The sequence below is a fragment of the Streptomyces sp. NPDC017246 genome, from assembly GCF_044331325.1.
In the GTDB taxonomy this organism is placed as follows: Bacteria; Actinomycetota; Actinomycetes; order Streptomycetales; family Streptomycetaceae; genus Streptomyces.
Genome location: NZ_JBIRMW010000001.1, coordinates 147141 through 164151 on the forward strand (window position 1 = coordinate 147141; position 17011 = coordinate 164151).

Annotated in this window: 15 protein-coding genes; 5 read left to right on the forward strand and 10 right to left on the reverse strand. The window is 71.2% G+C overall.

All coding sequences use genetic code 11. The annotated features are described in order from the left end of the window. Positions 1 to 5 precede the first annotated feature (5 nt). On the forward strand, positions 6 to 1475 hold the full coding sequence (locus ACH4MY_RS00735; RefSeq protein WP_397995556.1) for a hypothetical protein: 1470 nt from the start codon (positions 6 to 8) through the stop codon (positions 1473 to 1475). A gap of 190 nt (positions 1476 to 1665) precedes the next feature. Beyond that, entirely contained in the window at positions 1666 to 1878 is a 213-nt protein-coding gene (locus ACH4MY_RS00740; protein WP_397995558.1) for a zinc ribbon domain-containing protein, read from the forward strand. A gap of 37 nt (positions 1879 to 1915) precedes the next feature. Here the strand turns inward: ACH4MY_RS00740 and ACH4MY_RS00745 are convergent, their stop codons facing one another. From ACH4MY_RS00745 to ACH4MY_RS00755, 3 genes are read right to left on the reverse strand one after another with little or no spacing between them, the layout of a single operon-like run. Beyond that, positions 1916 to 2743, reverse strand: a complete 828-nt coding sequence (locus ACH4MY_RS00745) for an HAD family hydrolase (RefSeq protein WP_397995561.1) — start codon at positions 2741 to 2743, stop codon at positions 1916 to 1918. An 11-nt stretch (positions 2744 to 2754) separates the two neighbouring features. Further along, positions 2755 to 5526, reverse strand: coding sequence for a phosphoribosyltransferase domain-containing protein (locus ACH4MY_RS00750; RefSeq protein ID WP_397995563.1), 2772 nt, complete (start codon positions 5524 to 5526; stop codon positions 2755 to 2757). Positions 5527 to 5544: 18 nt separating this feature from the next. After that, entirely contained in the window at positions 5545 to 6741 is a 1197-nt protein-coding gene (locus ACH4MY_RS00755) for an HpcH/HpaI aldolase/citrate lyase family protein (protein WP_397995565.1), read from the reverse strand. 177 nt (positions 6742 to 6918) lie between these two features. On the opposite strand from ACH4MY_RS00755, the gene ACH4MY_RS00760 reads away from it, so the two are divergent. Next, positions 6919 to 7836, forward strand: a complete 918-nt coding sequence (locus tag ACH4MY_RS00760; protein ID WP_397997331.1) for a TerD family protein — start codon at positions 6919 to 6921, stop codon at positions 7834 to 7836. A 15-nt stretch (positions 7837 to 7851) separates the two neighbouring features. On the opposite strand, the gene ACH4MY_RS00765 is transcribed toward ACH4MY_RS00760, so the two are convergent. From ACH4MY_RS00765 to ACH4MY_RS00790, 6 genes are all read right to left on the reverse strand, one after another. Further along, positions 7852 to 8589, reverse strand: coding sequence for a Tellurium resistance (locus ACH4MY_RS00765; protein WP_397995568.1), 738 nt, complete (start codon positions 8587 to 8589; stop codon positions 7852 to 7854). Between the two features lie 103 nt (positions 8590 to 8692). Further along, positions 8693 to 9841 carry a DUF475 domain-containing protein gene (locus ACH4MY_RS00770; RefSeq protein ID WP_397995570.1) on the reverse strand — a complete coding sequence of 383 codons (1149 nt, stop codon included), beginning with the start codon at positions 9839 to 9841 and terminating at the stop codon, positions 8693 to 8695. Between the two features lie 29 nt (positions 9842 to 9870). Continuing rightward, positions 9871 to 10446, reverse strand: a complete 576-nt coding sequence (locus ACH4MY_RS00775; protein WP_397995572.1) for a TerD family protein — start codon at positions 10444 to 10446, stop codon at positions 9871 to 9873. 82 nt (positions 10447 to 10528) lie between these two features. Continuing rightward, entirely contained in the window at positions 10529 to 11104 is a 576-nt protein-coding gene (locus tag ACH4MY_RS00780) for a TerD family protein (RefSeq protein WP_267043387.1), read from the reverse strand. A 183-nt stretch (positions 11105 to 11287) separates the two neighbouring features. Beyond that, entirely contained in the window at positions 11288 to 11746 is a 459-nt protein-coding gene (locus ACH4MY_RS00785; RefSeq protein ID WP_397995574.1) for a peroxiredoxin, read from the reverse strand. A 120-nt stretch (positions 11747 to 11866) separates the two neighbouring features. Next, positions 11867 to 12289, reverse strand: coding sequence for a DUF3052 domain-containing protein (locus ACH4MY_RS00790; RefSeq protein WP_266891447.1), 423 nt, complete (start codon positions 12287 to 12289; stop codon positions 11867 to 11869). A gap of 428 nt (positions 12290 to 12717) precedes the next feature. Between ACH4MY_RS00790 and aceE the strand changes: the two genes are divergently transcribed. Both aceE and ACH4MY_RS00800 read left to right on the forward strand, forming a co-directional pair. Next, the gene (gene aceE, locus ACH4MY_RS00795; RefSeq protein WP_397995577.1) at positions 12718 to 15450 is read left to right on the forward strand and encodes a pyruvate dehydrogenase (acetyl-transferring), homodimeric type; all 2733 of its coding nucleotides are present in this window, start codon (positions 12718 to 12720) and stop codon (positions 15448 to 15450) included. A 218-nt stretch (positions 15451 to 15668) separates the two neighbouring features. Beyond that, entirely contained in the window at positions 15669 to 16520 is an 852-nt protein-coding gene (locus ACH4MY_RS00800; RefSeq protein WP_397995580.1) for an ion channel, read from the forward strand. Here ACH4MY_RS00800 and ACH4MY_RS00805 read toward each other — a convergent pair. After that, positions 16501 to 16905, reverse strand: a complete 405-nt coding sequence (locus ACH4MY_RS00805; RefSeq protein ID WP_397995582.1) for a peptidase inhibitor family I36 protein — start codon at positions 16903 to 16905, stop codon at positions 16501 to 16503. The two genes, ACH4MY_RS00800 and ACH4MY_RS00805, sit on opposite strands and share 20 nt — an antisense overlap. Positions 16906 to 17011 lie beyond the last annotated feature (106 nt).

A 17011-nucleotide genomic window follows, 5' to 3' on the forward strand; every position in this document is an offset into this window, starting at 1 on the left:
GGTACGTGGCGGCGAGCGACGCGAGGGGGGCGGGCGGCGTTCGGCGTCGTGACGCGCCGAGGCGGGGAGAGACCCGGCCCGACGGCGGGCCGCGGTCGGGAGAGACCCGATCCGGCGGTCGGCCGGGAGAGGTCCGATCCGACGGTGGGCCGCGGCGGGCGCCTTCCGGGCTCCGGCTCGCCCTCGCCCTTCCCCTGCTCGTCGGCGGCCTGCTGCCGCACGCCTTCGCCGGCGGCGGCACCCGCCGCTGGTTCGGCGGGCGCGGCGAGAGCCAGCGGGCCGAGGCGCAGGCCGCCAAGGACGCCGCCGCCGCGGCCTTCTACGAGCTCGACACCGCCCAGCGCGGGCTCCGTATCTCCATCGAGACCATCACCGCCGTCGACAGCTCCCCCGAGGCACGTCAGGCCGTCGAGGGCTTCGACGCGCTCGGGCGCCGGATCGACGAGGTCAGCCACACCTACATCAGCGCCGTCGACGCGCACGACCTCGACCGCGACGAGCTCGACGCCGCGACCGCCGGCAGGGCGCGCGCCGAACTCACCCGCGCCAAGGACGAGCTGGACCGGGTGAAGGGCGAGCTCGACCGGTTCGAGGAGAGCCTCGGGCCGCTGCTCGGTCGCGCCGAGACTCAGCTCGCCCGCCTCGCCCCCGCCGTCGAGCGCGCCCGGCAGGCCCTGCGCGGCGCGAGCGGTGCCCTCGACGCCGTACGGGACAGCGGGCTGCGCGCCGACGACCTCGCCGCCCGGCTCGCCGCCCTCGGGCCCGAGCTCACCCGGCTCAACGAGGGCGCGGGACGGCACGGTGTCCCCGAGACCCTCCAGCGGGCCGACCAGGTGCTGCGCGACGCCGAGGCCGTCCGGGCCGAGGCCGAGCGGCTGCCCGCGCGGGCCGCCGAGATCGACCGGCGCCTCGTCTCCCTCCGTACCCGCACCGAGGCGCTCACCACCCGTACCGGTGGCGTCGAACCGATCCTCTCGGAGCTGCGGCGGCGCTTCACCGCTCCCTGCTGGCAGGACCTCCAGCACGTCCCGGAGCAGGCCGCCGCCACGCTCCGGCAGGCCGAGGAGCGGCTCGCCGAGGCGGGGAAGGCGCGTGCCGAGCAGCGCTGGCCGGACGCGACCTCGCTGCTCTCCACCGTCCGCGCGCTGCTCGACTCCACCGACGAGGCCGTCTCGGCCGCCGGGGACCGGCTGCGCCGCCTGGACGCCGTCGCCGAGGACCCGAAGGCGGAGATCGACCGCACCCGGTTCGCGGTACGGGACGCCCAGCGCCTCGCGATGGACGGGCGGAACACTCCCGACCCGCGCCACGCCCGGCCCCTCGACGAGGCCGTCGCCCGGCTCGACCGGGCGGTCGACAGCCTGGAGGGCCGCCACCCCGACTACTGGCACTTCCTGACCGAGCTGGAGGGCGTACGGGCCGCGGCCGCGCACGTCGTCGGGCGGATCAGGGAGGAGCGGGGCGCCGCGCATTGAGCCGGGGCGGGCGGGGCGGTCGGGGCGTCGGGGTGTGCCTCCCCGCCTTCTGCCGAGGCGGTGGGGGGCCTGTCCCCTGGCCCTCCTCCTGGTGGGAGCGGGCCCCCAGCGGCCCTCCTTCCGGTGGGACCGGGCCTTCGCCCGGCCGGGGCCTCTGCCCGTCCGTGCCCGCAGGCTCTAGCCTGTCCCCATGCCTCGTTACGAATTCCGCTGCCGTACCTGCGGCGACACCTTCGAGCTCAGCCGTCCCATGGCCGAGTCCTCCGCTCCGGCCTCCTGCCCCGCCGGGCACGACGACACCGTGAAGCTGCTCTCGGCCGTGGCCGTCGGCGGATCGTCCGCCGCCCCCGCGCCGAGCGGCGGCGGGGGCGGCGGCTGCTGCGGTGGAGGCTGCTGCGGCTAGCCCCTCGGTCCCACGAGGGGCTCGCGCGCAGGCGGCGTCACACCAGAGCGGCCGCCCGGAAACGGCGCAGGATCTCCTCCCCCGCCGCGACTCCGCGTTCCGCGAGGACGTCGAGGTGGGGGGCGGTCCAGTCGCTGTCGGCGAGTTCGCCGTGGCCGGGCCGCCATGCCCGGTCCGCGGCGAGCAGCAGGTCGGCGTCGAGGAGGGAGTCCCCGGCGGCGAGGGTCAGCGTGGCGCCGATGCGGCGGGCGACCTCGCGGACGGCCGCGCTCTTGGTGAGCGGCTTCGGTACGGCGTACACCTTGCGGCCCTGGAGCGAGACCGTCCAGCCGCGCTCCGCCGCCCAGGCGCCGAAGCGCACCAGCCAGTCCTCGGGGAGGCGTTCCCGCTCGACGACGAGGTAGGCGAAGAGGTCCTCGGCGACGCGGTGCTTGCGTACCCAGGACAGGTCGGTGGTGGCGGTGAGGTAGGCGCGGACCTCGGAGAGCGGCGCGCACTCCTCGGCGAGCCGGCGCAGCACCGAGGCGTGCCAGTCGGCGTCGGTGACACCGTCGACGAGGATGTGTCCGCCGTTGGCGCAGATCGCGTACTTCGGCGCGGTGCCGGGGAGTTGGATGCGCTGGTACTGCTTGCGCGTCCGGGTCGTGGTGGGGACGAAGACGGTCTCGTCGGCCAGTCGCGCGAGGATGTCGGCCGCGTCCTCGGTCATGTAGGAGAGCGGCTTGGACTCGTGGACCTCGACGCAGAGCAGCCGGGGCGCCTGGGCGTCGGGCATGCCGAGGGCGAGGGCCGCGGACGAGTAGATGAGGGTGCGGTCGAGGTCGCTCGCGACCAGGACGGAGGCCGGGGCCGTCGTCGTACTCACCGGGTGCGTACTCACTGGGACACCACCGCCTTGCCGTCGGAGCCTGTCGCACCCCTGGTGTAGTGAGGGTGTATCAGGCCGACACAGCTGTACGGGAGTTCGTCGACCTCCTCGACGGGTACGCCGCGCTGCTCGGCGAGCAGGCGGACGTGCGCCAGGTCGGCGTCGGCGCCGCGCTTGGCGAGGATCTTCCAGGGGACGCGGCGGAGCAGGACGCGGGTGGTCTCGCCGACGCCCGGCTTGACCAGGTTGACGTCGTGGATGCCGTACTCCTCGCTGATGCGCTCCACGGCGGCCCAGCCCTCCCAGGTCGGGGTGCGGTCGGCGGCCAGGAGTTCCTTGACGTCGGCGTCGACGGCTCCGCCGACCTCGTCGAAACGGGCGGCGACGGCGTCGAGGAAGTCGTGGGAGACGTCGGCGCCGGCGAGCTCGCGGTAGAACTTGCCGCCGTGGAAGTCACCGGGTCCGACGAGGTCGGCGCGCAGGACCGTGCGGGAGATCAGGCCGGAGACCGTGGAGTTGAGGCAGGCGGAGGGGATGAGGAAGTCCTCGCGGGTGCCGTAGGTACGGACGCAGGAGCCGGGGTCGGCGAGGACCGCGATCTCCGGGTCGAAGCCCGTGATGCCGTCGCCGGCCTCGAACTCCTTCATGGCGTCGGCGAGTTCGCGGGTGATGGCGCCCTTGCCGGTCCAGCCGTCGACGAACACGACGTCGGCGGGGTCGTGATGGGCGGCGAGCCAGCGCAGCGCGTTGGCGTCGATGCCGCGGCCGCGCACGATGGAGACGGCGTAGTGCGGAAGGTCGAGGCCGTGGCGGGCCTGCGCCCAGCGCCGCATGAGGACGCCGACGGGAGTGCCGGCCCGGGCGAGCGAGACGAGCACGGGGCGGCGGCCGGGCCGCTCGGCGAGGACGGTCTCGGTGACGGTGCCGACGGCGCGGGCGATCCGGGCGGCGGAGGTCTCCAGGGCGGCGTGGAAGAGCTCCTGGTAGCGGTCGCTGGGCTGGTACTCGACGGGGAGCGACTCGGCGTAGTGGGCGCCGCCGCTCTGGATGGCTTCCTCGCGTTCCTCGGTGGGCGCCTCGAGCTCGACGTCCGAGAGGTCCTGGAGCAGCCAGCCGACCTCTTCGGGTGCGTACGAGGAGAAGGCGGGGCCGCGGAGGGGCTCGGGCAGCATGGAGCTCCTTTCGGGAGCTTCGGTGACCTGGGGCGTGGCGCCGTACGCGGAGTACGGCGCGGCCGTGGGCGTGTACGAGGGGACGACGGCGAGCACGACGCGCGGGATGTGCGCGGCGAGCTGGGCGATCAGGCCGTCCGGAGCGTGCAGGGCCGGGGTGTCGGCGGTGGAGTCGACGACGAGGACGACGGCGTCGAAGCCCGCGCCGGCCACGTTGTAGGCGTAGCGCTCACCGGGGCCGTCGGCGGGGTCGTCGTGGGCCGGGAAGACGAGCCGGGTGCGTATCGCGTAGCCGGGGTCGTCGACGGCGAGGACGGGTGAGCGGGTGGTGGTGGAGTAGCGGACGTCGTGTCCGGCGTCCTCCAGGGCGGTGCCGAGGCGCAGCGGCGCGTACATCAGCTCCTCGAAACCGAGGACGAGCACGCGGGGCCCTGCGGGCGGCGTGGCGGGGGTGCGGGGGGTGCCGGGGGTGCCGGGGGTGCCGGGGGTGCCGGACGGTTCTTCGGCGGCCGGCGTGGCGGGGATGCCGGGCGATTCCTCGGCGGCCGGCGTGGCGCAGGTGCCGGACGACGCCTCGGCGCCCGGCGTGGCGCGCGTGACGGGCGCCTCCGCGGCCGGGCCTCGCAGCGCCTCGGCGATCCTGCCCGCCATGGCGGGCAGCGCCGCGTCCAGGCGGTCCCGCTGGTCGGGTGCGAAGCCGTGCCGCCCGCCGTCGGGTACTCCCTCGGGCCAGCCCAGGGCCACGCGCACGGGCTCGTACCGCTGCGGGGCCCCGGCGGGGGTGGAAGCAGGGCCGTGCTCAGGCACGGCGGAAGCGGAGCGGCGCTCGGCCACGGCGGAGCCGGAAGCGGAACCGTGCCCGGCCACGGCGGTGGCGGCGGTTCCCTCGCCGTTCGCCGCTTCGTGGGCCCGCTCGTGCTCCGCCACCAGCGCCTGGCCCTTCTCCAGGACCCCTTCCGGGAGGCGTACGGTGCCGGCGGCGCCCGATATCAGGTCGACGCGGGCGCCCATCTCCGCCGCGAAGGCGTCCAGGCGGCCGAGGTCGGCCGCCGAGCGCATGTCGACGAGGGCGACGACGACGTACCGGTCGCGCGGGTAGCGCTCGTGCAGGGCCCGGACGGTGTTGAGGACGGTGTTGCCGGTGGAGAACTCGTCGTCGACGAGGACCAGCGGGCCGTCGCCGGCGAGGAGCTTGGGGTCCTCGGGCAGCAGCAGGTGCGAGGTGGCGTGCGAGTGGGACTCCTCGAAGCCGCCCGCGCGGGCGACCCCGTCCACCGGTCGCCGGGTGGAGTGGAGGTACGGGGCGAGTCCGAGGCCGTCGGCGACGGCGTGTCCCAGGGCGGTGGCGGTCTCCGCGTACCCGAGGACGACGGAGCGCGCGGCCTCCTCGTCACCGAGGAGGGCCCGGACGCGCCGGCCGAGGTCGAGGCCGGAGCCGTAGACCACGGAGGGCCGCTGGGGCACGTGCTTGCCGAGCACGCTGGAGACCAGCAGATGCGCGCGCTTGGGGTTGCGACGCAGTGCGAGGCCCAACAGGGCAGGTAGCTCCTCGTCGCCGATCAGTTCGACGCCCAGTCGCTCCGCGACCCACGTTCCGGTCCACACCACGTCGTCGACGTCCCTTCGTCAGCCGGCAAGTCCGGCGGTGAGCAGATCCACGAAGCCGACGTCCTCGTTGGCGACGCCGAAGACCTCGGCGCGCAGGAGGGTGCGCTCGGCCCACGCGCGATGCGGCTTCACTTCGTTCATCTTGTTCGTGTAGGCGGAGCGGAGGACTCCGCCGCCGCCCCGTTCGGGCCGCAGGATGTCCTGGGCGTCGCTCCACTCCTCGTGGCTGACCACGGAGAGCGCGTGCACCGGCACCACATGGGTGGGGTGGATGCAGGTCTTGCCGAGCAGGCCGTTGGCCCGGTCGAGCTCGATCTCGCGCAGCAGTCCGTCGAGGTCGTGCTCGATGAGGGCCGTGCGCAGGTCCTCGGCGCGGCCTTCCAGGAAGGGGCTGCGGCGGAGCTGTGGCTTGAACATGCGCTCGCCGGGCCGGAAGTACTCCCAGACGGGTCCGGTGACGGTGAAGCCGGTGCCGTCGGAGCGGCCGAGGACGTTGACGACGTCGGCGATGACGTTGGCGACGATCTTGACGTCGTAGGCGGTCATGTCGGGCGAGCGGCGCAGTCCGTACGCGGAGCAGAAGTCGGTCACGCCGAGGCGGAGGGCGAGGACGCGGTCGCGGTACTTGTCGGTGATCGAGGCGATGCCGGCGAGGGTCTCGGCCCGGGTCTCCAGGTGGAGGAGTTCGGGGGACTCCAGGACGGGCATGGCGAAGAGGCGCCGGCCGCTGGTCCGCTCGGCCAGGGTGAGCGCTTCGAGGAAGGCGTGGCCACGCGTCTCGGTGAATTTGGGCAGTACGAATCCGGACAGCAGGCGGACCGTTTCTCCGAGCCGGTCGACGAGGTCGGTGATCTGGCGCGGATCGCGGACCCGGATGAAGAGCAGGGGCACATCGGTGGCGGTGTCCGTGGCGGTGTCGGCGTCCGTCACGGTCCCGGCCGCGAGGTCGGCGAACTGCCGGACGAGGTTCGCCTCGCCGGCCTCGACGTCGGCGTCGCCGATGGAGTCCTCCAGGCAGAGCACCATGGAGACCACTCCACGGGCCGCCTGCTTGCGCACGTCGTCGGCCAGCCTCGGCCGGGTGGCCGGGCTGTAGAGCGTGGCCCCGAGAGCCACGGCGAGCGTGCGCGCGGGCGAATCCGCCGTGAACACGGCCGGTTCCCGGAGGAACAGACCGGTCCGTGTCGCGGAGGGAATGTGCCCGAAATGACGCATATAAGTCCTCCGTCTACCTCTCTGGACCATGACGACATGTGGCCGGTAATAGTACGTAGGTGCGGGTGTCCTCAGTTCCCCTCCAGGATGAAATTCAGGTAACTCGTCAGCATCCGTCGTCTCGGCCCGGTATCGGTGACGCCCCCGCGTTGTCCGCGGGTCCGCCGGGAGGGCAGGATTACGGTCATGACGCACGCGATGCTGAAGGGCTCCAACGTCCCTCTCGACACCGCGGCCGTACGGGCCGTGCTCCGCTGGACCCCGGGCCCCGGGGTCCCCGACGTGGATGCCTCGGCTCTGCTGCTCGGACCCACCGGCCGCGTGCGGTCCGACGAGGACTTCGTCTTCTACAACCAGCCGCGCCACCCCTCGGGCCTGGTGCGGCGGCTGCCGAAGAAGCGGGACTCCAAGGGCCTGACGGACACCGTGGAGGCCGATCTCGGCGGTATGGACGTCTCGATCGACCGGGTGGTCATCGCGGCCTCCTCCGACGGCGGCACCTTCCGGTCCGTCTCCGACCTGCGGATCCTGCTGTACGACGCCACGGCCGGGCCCGATCAGGAGCCGCTCGCCCTGTTCTCCGTGACCGCGGAGACGGGCGAGGAGACCGCGGTCATCTGCGGCGAGCTGTACCGGCGCGGGGACACCTGGAAGTTCCGCGCGGTGGGCCAGGGCTACCCGACCGGCCTGATCGGCCTCGCCACCGACTTCGGCATCTCCGTCGACGAGGACACCCAGGACGCTCAGGGCATCCAGGACGGCCGGGTGGCCCCTCACCGGACCCCTGACACGCCGGACGCCCCGGAGGGCTTCCAGGAGCCCCAGGAGGCCGCGGCGGCCCCCACGCCCGCCAACGGCTCCCCCGACCTCGATCTGACCGCCGTCGTCCCCGCCCCCGTACCCCCGCAGCCGACGATGCCGCCGCCCATGCCCGACCGGGCACCCGCCTACGGCTACCCGCAGGGCCCGGCGGGGCAGCCGGCGAACGCCCCGGCTCCCGCGTACGGCTACCCGCAGCAGGTGACCGCCCCCGAGCAGAACCCGGCGCCGGATTTCCGGATGCCCCCCATGGGACCCCAGTTCGTCCGGTCCTGAGGACGTGGGCAACGGCTACGCCTTGGTCTTGTAGCCGCGCCCCCACTGGAGACCCCAGCCGTACAGCCGGTCCAGTTCGGCCTGGAAGCCGTACACGAAGCGCACCTCGCGGCGGACCGTCAGCTCGCCCTTCGCGTTCTCCACGGAGAAGACCGCGCAGGAGCGGGCCTGCGGGGCGCGCTCGTCGAGCTCGATCTCGATCCGGGGGCCGTTGCTCGGATAGAGCGTGATCTTGGCGTGCGTCCGGTCGAAGGCCGGCGTCTGGTCGTAGATGTACACGAAGAACAGCAGCCGTTTGATCTCGTCCTTGTGGTCCAGATTGACGAAGACCGTCTCTCCGGAGGACCCCCCGAAGCGGTCGTCGCCGCTGAGCTTCACGTACGGCGCGCCGTTCAGGTCGCCGAAGAAGCCGCCGAGCGGCTGCACCACGCCCTTGCTGCCGTCGGCGAGCTCGTAGAGGCAGCCCAGGTCCAGGTCGACGTTGACCATGCCCTGGGTGTGCGCCTGGACGACCTCGGGCTTGAAGAGCTGGGAGGGGTTGCGCAGCAGCCGGCCGCTCTGGCGCGAGCGCCCCTCCAGGTCGGAGGTCCGCATCCGCCAGGAGAGGTTCACCCGGAGGTTGCCGGTCGCGGCGCCCTGCTTGGTCAGCGACACCGACGGGCGTCGCCTCGTCAGGTCGATCGTGTTCGACGCGGCGTTGCCCGAGTCGAACTGTGCCGTCCTCGCCGGAAACAAGTTGTCCCAGAAGGCCATGTCGCCTTCACCCCCCACTGATCGCCAACACCGCGCACATGCCTGCGGGGCGGCCGGGTACACCGACCGCCCCGCAGTGAAGCGTTCCTCATTGCCGGGGGTGTCACACCCCGGACGACACCTCGGTCTTGCCCCCCGGCGAACCGGACCCGCCTTCGGCCACCGCGAGCCGCTTGTTGCGGCGGACGGACGACCAGAAGGACCAGGCGATCAGGGCGACACCGATGAGGCCGGTGACGACCTCGGGGATCTGGTACCGGATGCTGATCATGAGGATCACGGCCAGGGCGCCGATCGCGTAGTGCGCGCCGTGCTCCAGGTAGACGTAGTCGTCGAGGGTGCCCTGGCGGACCAGGTAGACCGTCAGCGACCGGACGTACATGGCACCGACGCCGAGGCCGAGCGCCATCAGGACGATGTCGTTGGTGATGGCGAAGGCGCCGATGACACCGTCGAAGGAGAAGGAGGCGTCGAGGACCTCCAGGTAGAGGAACATGAAGAAGGCGGCCTTGCCGGCCATCTGCACGACGGTGACCTGCTTGCCGCTGCGCTTGGCCTCTTCCTCGACCTCGTGCTCGCGCTCCTCATCCTCCTCCAGCTTGTTCTCGAAGTAGCCGGAGAGGCCGCCGACGACGAGGTACGTGATCAGACCCGCGACACCGGAGAGCAGCACGGTCGCCGTCTTGTCCACGTGCACGCCGCCGTGCTGGTGCGCCTCGGTCGCGAAGGTCATGGCGGAGACCAGCAGGACGATCAGGGCGATGCAGACGGAGAGCATGTCGATCTTGCCGAGCTTGGCCAGCGGGCGCTCGAGCCAGGCGAGCCACTTGATGTCACGGTCCTCGAAGATGAAGTCGAGGAAGATCATCAGCAGGAACATTCCGCCGAAGGCCGCGATCGACGGGTGCGCGTCGGTCACGAGCTGCTCGTAGCGCTCGGGCTGGTTGAACGCGAGATCGACGGCCTCGATGGGGCCGATCTTGGCACTGATCGCGACAATCACGACGGGGAAGACCAGCCGCATGCCGAAGACGGCGATGAGCACACCGACGGTGAGGAAGATCTTCTGCCAGAAGGCATTCATCTTCTTCAGGATTCCGGCGTTGACCACCGCGTTGTCGAAGGACAGCGAGATCTCGAGGATGCACAGGATCGCGACGATCCCGAACGCCTCCCACCCCCCGTAGAACACCGCTGCGACCAGCCCGAGCGCCGTGATGGCGAACGACCAGCCGAAGGTTTTCAGAACCACTGTCTACCCCATCGTGAAATTACATGGCTTTACGAAACGTTGACCCCGAAGTCTAGAGCGATGCCCCGAAGCCCGGACGCGTACCCCTGACCGACCGCACGGAACTTCCATTCGCCGTTGTAGCGGTAGAGCTCACCGAAGATCATCGCGGTCTCCGTGGAGGCGTCCTCGGAGAGGTCGTAGCGGGCGAGTTCCTGGCCGTCCGTCTGGTTCACCACGCGAATGAACGCGTTGCTGACCTGGCCGAAACTCTGGCTCCGGTCGTCGGCGTCGTGGATCGACACCGGGAAGACGATCTTGTCGCAGTGGGCCGGCACCTTGGAGAGGTCCACGACGAGGGACTCGTCGTCCCCGTCGCCCTCGCCGGTGAGGTTGTCACCGGTGTGCTCGACGGAGCCCTCGGGGCTGCGCAGCTGGTTGTAGAAGACGAAGTACTCGTCCCCGAGCACCCGTCCGGCCTGGCACAGCAGCGCGCTGGCGTCGAGGTCGAAGGGGGCTCCGGTGGTGGAGCGCGCGTCCCAGCCGAGCCCCACGAGGACCTGGGTGAGGTTGGGTGCGGCCTTGGAGAGGGAGACATTGCCTCCCTTGGCGAGCGTGACGCCCATGATGCGGTTCCTCCCCGGTGGTGATGAGGCACGTCCGGCGCCGCACGGAGTGTGCGGCGCCGGACGGTTCGAACGGTTCGGCTCAGACGTTGACGCCGAAGTCCTGCGCGATACCGCGCAGGCCCGAGGCGTAGCCCTGGCCGACGGCGCGGAACTTCCACTCGGCTCCGTGGCGGTACAGCTCGCCGAAGACCATGGCGGTCTCGGTCGAGGCGTCCTCGGAGAGGTCGTACCGGGCGATCTCGGCGCCGCCGGCCTGGTTCACGACGCGGATGAACGCGTTGCGCACCTGGCCGAAGGACTGCTGGCGGTTCTCGGCGTCGTAGATCGAGACCGGGAAGACGATCTTGGCCACATCGGCCGGCACGGTGGCCAGGCTGACCTTGACCTGCTCGTCGTCGCCCTCGCCCTCGCCGGTGGTGTTGTCACCGGTGTGCTCGACGGAGCCGTCGGCGCTCTTCAGGTTGTTGAAGAAGACGAAGTCCTGGTCGTTGCGGACCTTGCCCTCCTCGCTCACCAGGATGGCGCTGGCGTCGAGGTCGAAGTCCGTACCGGTGGTGGTGCGGACGTCCCAGCCCAGACCGACGGTCACGGCGGTGAGGCCAGGGGCCTCCTTGGTCAGCGAGACGTTGCCGCCCTTGCTGAGGCTGACTCCCACGAGTCCCTCCATAGGTTTCCGGGGGCAGCGCCCCCGGTCGTGCGTTGGCATCGGATCAACGTCTGGATCCTAGTGACGGGTTCCCGGTCGAAACAGTCGATTCGCCCGGTGAATCCAGATGTCGGGCCCGGAAAGGCGTCCCGGGTGAGCCCCGCGGGGCTCACCGGGCGAGCCCCGCGGGGCTCAGATGGCGTCGAGGGCCTTGACGTACTCGCCGAGGTCACGGGCGTCCGGCAGGGCGTTGACGACGGTCCAGCGGACGACACCCGTCTTGTCGATGATGAAGGTGCCGCGCACCGCGCAGCCCTTCTCCTCGTCGAACACGCCGTACGCGCGGGAGGCCTCGCCGTGCTTCCAGAAATCGGAGAGCAGCGGGTACTCCAGGGACTCCTGCTCGGCGAAGACGCGCAGGGTGTGGATGGAGTCGTTGGAGACGGCGAGGAGCTGGGTGTCGTCGTTGACGAACGTCGCGAGGTGGTCGCGCAGCTCGCCGAGCTCACCCGCGCAGACGCCGGTGAAGGCGAAGGGGTAGAAGAGCAGCACCACGTTCTTCTCGCCGCGGAAGTCGGAGAGCCGCACGGTACGCCCGTGATTGTCCTTGAGCTCGAAATCCGGGGCCTCGGCTCCGACCTCGATCGCCATCGCGTACGCATCCCTTCGACGGGGCCCCTGACCTTGGGCCGAACCGGTGAACCCCACCCTACGGCCTGTGCACGAAAGCCCCCGCCGGCGAACCGACGGGGGCTTCTCGCAGCGTGGTGGTCAGCGCTTGGGGGCGGTCAGGCGGGTGCCCGTCCAGTCCTTGGCGACGCTGATGCTCTTGGTCTGGGAGAGACCAGCTGTCTGCGCGGCATCGTTGATGTCGCTCGGCTCGATGTAGCCGTCGCGGCCGGTCTTCGGCGTCAGCAGCCAGATGGTGCCGCCGTCCTCCAGAAGACCGATGGCGTCCACCAGGGCGTCGGTGAGATCGCCGTCCTCGTCGCGGAACCAGAGGACCACGGCGTCAGCGACGTCGTCGTACTCCTCGTCCACGAGCTCGGCCCCGATGATGGACTCGATACCTTCACGGAGATCGTGGTCGACGTCGTCGTCGTAGCCGATCTCCTGGACCACCTGTCCGGGCTCGAACCCCAGCCTGACGGCCGGGTTGGTCCGCTCCTCCGCGTGGTCCGCGGTCGCGCTCACGGCTTGCCTCCTGCTCATTCGGTAAATGCTTGGGCCGCGCGTAAGCGCGCGGCGCTGGCCGTAGTCCACACGTGCCGGGGTGGATCGCGCAAGTACCCGGCCGTGGAGACCGCCGAAACGGTGACGTTTGGGGCCGTCTCGCCGCAACTTCCGGCGCCGTAGGCTCCCGCTCCGTGATCGGGCACACACGAATCATCCTGGTTTGAGGACTTCTGAGGTTTCAGTCTGCCGAACGCCCGGACGAAACGCATGCGCGGGTTGAGCGTAAGGTTGCGATTTGACCGCAACAGACACGTACCCGGACACGTGGAGGACACCCCCGGGGGTTACCCCTCGGTAAGTGTGACGTCTGGCGCAGGCGGGGTACACGATGGACATCCCGACCACTTCGTGGCCCCGTGGGCACCCCCGAACAGCGAAGGAAGAGCGTGGCTCCCGGATCCGATCGCAACCCGATCATCATTGGCGGCCTTCCCAGCCAGGTCCCGGATTTCGACCCGGAAGAGACCCAGGAATGGCTCGACTCCCTCGACGCGGCAGTCGACGAGCGGGGCCGTGAGCGAGCCCGCTACCTCATGCTCCGACTGATCGAGCGGGCCCGCGAGAAGCGCGTGGCCGTGCCCGAGATGCGCAGCTCGGACTACGTCAACACCATCGCCACCAAGGACGAGCCCTTCTTCCCCGGCAACGAGGAGATCGAGCGCAAGGTCCTCAACGCCACCCGGTGGAACGCGGCCGTCATGGTCTCGCGCGCCCAGCGTCCGGGCATCGGCGTCGGCGGCCACATCGCGACCTTCGCCTCCTCCGCCTCGCTGTACGACGTCGGCTTCAACCACTTCTTCCGCGGCAAGGACGAGGGCGACGGCGGCGACCAGATCTTCTTCCAGGGACACGCCTCCCCCGGCATCTACGCCCGCGCGTACCTCCTGGACCGGCTGAACGACACCCAGCTCGACGGCTTCCGCCAGGAGAAGTCGAGGTTCCCGAACGGGCTCTCGTCCTACCCGCACCCGCGCCTCATGCCGGACTTCTGGGAGTTCCCGACCGTCTCGATGGGCCTCGGCCCGCTCGGCGCGATCTACCAGGCCCGGATGAACCGGTACATGGAGGCGCGCGGCATCGCCGACACCTCCAAGTCGCACGTCTGGGCGTTCCTCGGCGACGGCGAGATGGACGAGGTCGAGTCGCTCGGCCAGCTCTCCATCGCCGCCCGCGAGGGCCTGGACAACCTCACCTTCGTCGTCAACTGCAACCTCCAGCGGCTCGACGGCCCGGTGCGCGGCAACGGCAAGATCATCCAGGAGCTGGAGTCGATCTTCCGGGGCAACGGCTGGAACGTCATCAAGCTGATCTGGGACCGCTCCTGGGACCCGCTGCTCGCGCAGGACCGCGACGGCATCCTGGTCAACCGGCTGAACACCACCCCGGACGGCCAGTTCCAGACGTACGCCACGGAGACCGGCGGGTACATCCGCGACCACTTCTTCGGCGACGACCACCGGCTGCGGGCGATGGTCGAGGGCATGACGGACCAGCAGGTCCTGCACCTGGGCCGCGGCGGTCACGACCACAAGAAGATCTACGCGGCGTACGCGGCGGCGAAGGGCCACGCGGGCCAGCCGACCGTGATCCTCGCCCAGACCGTCAAGGGCTGGACCCTCGGCCCGAACTTCGAGGGCCGCAACGCGACCCACCAGATGAAGAAGCTGACGGTCGACGACCTCAAGCGCTTCCGCGACCGGCTGCACATCCCGGTGACCGACCGCCAGTTGGAGGACGGCCTGCCGCCGTACTACCACCCGGGCCGGGACTCCGAGGAGATCCAGTACATGCACGACCGCCGCAAGGCGCTGGGCGGGTACGTCCCGACCCGTGTCGTGCGGGCGAAGCCGCTGGTCCTCCCCGAGGACAAGACCTACGCGGCCGCCAGGAAGGGCTCGGGGCAGCAGTCGATCGCCACCACGATGGCCTTCGTCCGCATCCTGAAGGACCTCATGCGGGACAAGGAGATCGGCAAGCGCTTCGTGCTGATCGCCCCCGACGAGTACCGCACCTTCGGCATGGACGCGTTCTTCCCGAGCGCCAAGATCTACAACCCGCTGGGCCAGCAGTACGAGGCGGTGGACCGCGAACTCCTGCTCGCCTACAAGGAGTCGCCGACCGGCCAGATGCTGCACGACGGCATCTCCGAGGCCGGCTGCACGGCCTCGCTGATTGCCGCGGGTTCGGCGTACGCCACCCACGGCGAGCCGCTGATCCCGGTGTACGTCTTCTACTCGATGTTCGGTTTCCAGCGGACCGGCGACCAGTTCTGGCAGATGGCCGACCAGCTGGCCCGGGGCTTCGTGCTCGGCGCCACCGCCGGCCGTACGACGCTGACCGGTGAGGGCCTCCAGCACGCGGACGGCCACTCGCACCTGCTGGCCTCGACCAACCCGGCCTGTATCGCCTACGACCCGGCGTACGGCTTCGAGATCGCGCACATCGTCAAGGACGGTCTGCGCCGCATGTACGGCCCCGAGGCCGAGGACGTCTTCTACTACCTGACCGTCTACAACGAGCCGATCCAGCACCCGGCCGAGCCCGAGAACGTGGACGTCGAGGGCATCCTCCAGGGCATCCACCGCTTCAAGCCGGCCGAGGCGGGCACGATCCCGGCGCAGATCATGGCCTCCGGTGTCGCCGTCCCCTGGGCGATCGAGGCACAGCGGATCCTCGCCGAGGAGTGGAACGTCCGGGCCGACGTCTGGTCCGCGACCTCCTGGACCGAGCTGCGCCGCGAGGCCGTGGCCGCCGAGGAGCACAATCTGCTCCACCCGGACGAGGAACAGCGCGTCCCCTACGTGACGCGCAAGCTCCAGGGCTCCGAGGGCCCGTTCGTGGCGGTCTCGGACTGGATGCGCGCCGTGCCGGACCAGATCTCCCGCTGGGTGCCGGGCACATACGGCTCGCTGGGCGCGGACGGCTTCGGCTTCGCGGACACGCGGGGCGCGGCCCGTCGCTACTTCCACATCGACGCCCCGTCGATCGTGCTGGCGGTGCTGACCGAGCTCGCCCGTGAGGGCAAGGTCGAGCGCTCCGCCCTGAAGCAGGCCGTGGACCGCTACCAGCTGCTCGACGTGGCGGCCGCCGACCCGGGCCCCGCGGGCGGCGACGCGTGATCGGGTGACCCCCGGGCGGCGACGCCTGATCGGGTGACCCCGGGCGGCGCCCCGTGATCCGGTGGCTTCCGGGCGGCGACGTCCGGTCCGGCGGCCACCGGGCGGATCCCCGGCAGCGCCGGGTTTCCCCCGGGCGGTCTTCGCCGGTACGGAGTGCCTGGTGAGGGGCGGTGGGACCACGGTCTCGCCGCCCTTCTGCGTTCTCTACGATTCCCCGCATGAAGGATCGCTGGGAAGAACGCACACAGGTGCCGCTGCTCGTGCTGGCCGTGGCGTTCGGCGGCGCGTACGCCGTGCCGATCGTGGCTCCCGGCGCCGCACCCTGGGTGCACCGGCTGTGCACCCACGTCGAGTGGGCGGTCTGGGCGGCCTTCGCCCTCGACTACCTGGTCCGGCTCGTGCTCGCCCCGGCGCGCTGGGCCTTCGTCCGCTCCCACCCCCTCGACCTCCTCGCGGTCCTGCTGCCGATGGTGCAGCCGCTGAGGCTGCTGCGGGTCGTCTCCACGCTCCTCCTGGTGGGCCGGCGGGCCCGGATGGCCCCGCAGATAACGCTGACCACCTATGTGGCGGGCGCGGTCGTCGGGCTGATGATGTTCGGCTCGCTGGCCGTGCTGCACGTCGAGCGGGACGCCCCGAACGGCAACATCAAGACGCTCGGGGACGCGGTCTGGTGGTCCTTCACCACGATGACCACGGTCGGCTACGGAGACCACGCCCCGACCACGGGCCTCGGCCGGGTCCTCGCGGTGGGCCTGATGCTCTCGGGCATCGCCCTGCTCGGTGTCGTCACCGCCAACATCGCGGCCTGGTTCATCTCCCGCTTCGACCGGGACGACGCGGTGGAGCGCCGGCACACCGAGCTCCTGGAGACGCTGACCCGGGAGGTCCGGGAACTGCGCGCCGAGGTCGCCCGGCTGTCCCCCGCCCCGGGAGCGGCGGAGACTTCGAGCCCGTCCGTCCCCGCCCCGGAGCTGCCCTCCCCGGACCTCCCCGCCCCGGACCTCCCCGCCCCGGTCTCCGCGCCCGACGAGGCGCGGAGCGCCCCCGCGCCTACCGCTCCCAGATCTTGAACGCTCTGACCTCGTAGGGCGTCTGCGGCACCCAGGTCCCGCGCCCGGGATAGGTCTCGAACTCCCCCGCCTCCGCGCACTCGGCCGACTGGTAGGTGGTGACCGGCCGTCCCGTGCGGTTGGCGAGGGACTGGGCCGAGGTGCCCGGCGGCAGGGCGACACAGCTGTCGATGTCGGTCGTGGCCAGCTCGTGGGTCTGCGCCCGGCCCTTGAAGTCCGGCTTGGACCAGAGACAGAGCCGTCCGGGCCCGCAGGCCCCGAGAGCGGTCCCGGACGGCACGGCTGCCGCCGGGGCCGCCAGGAGCGCGGTCAGGACGGCCGCGACGGCCAGTGCGGTCTTCGTACCCCTGCTGCCGTACATGCTGGTGAACCCCCGTGCGTACATGCTGATGAACCCCCCACTTGGTCACTCTCTGTAATCAAAAGCATGGCGGAGGTCACCCACCGACGGAAGAGGGGCCGCCCCCGTTCACGCGAACGGGTGACGGCCC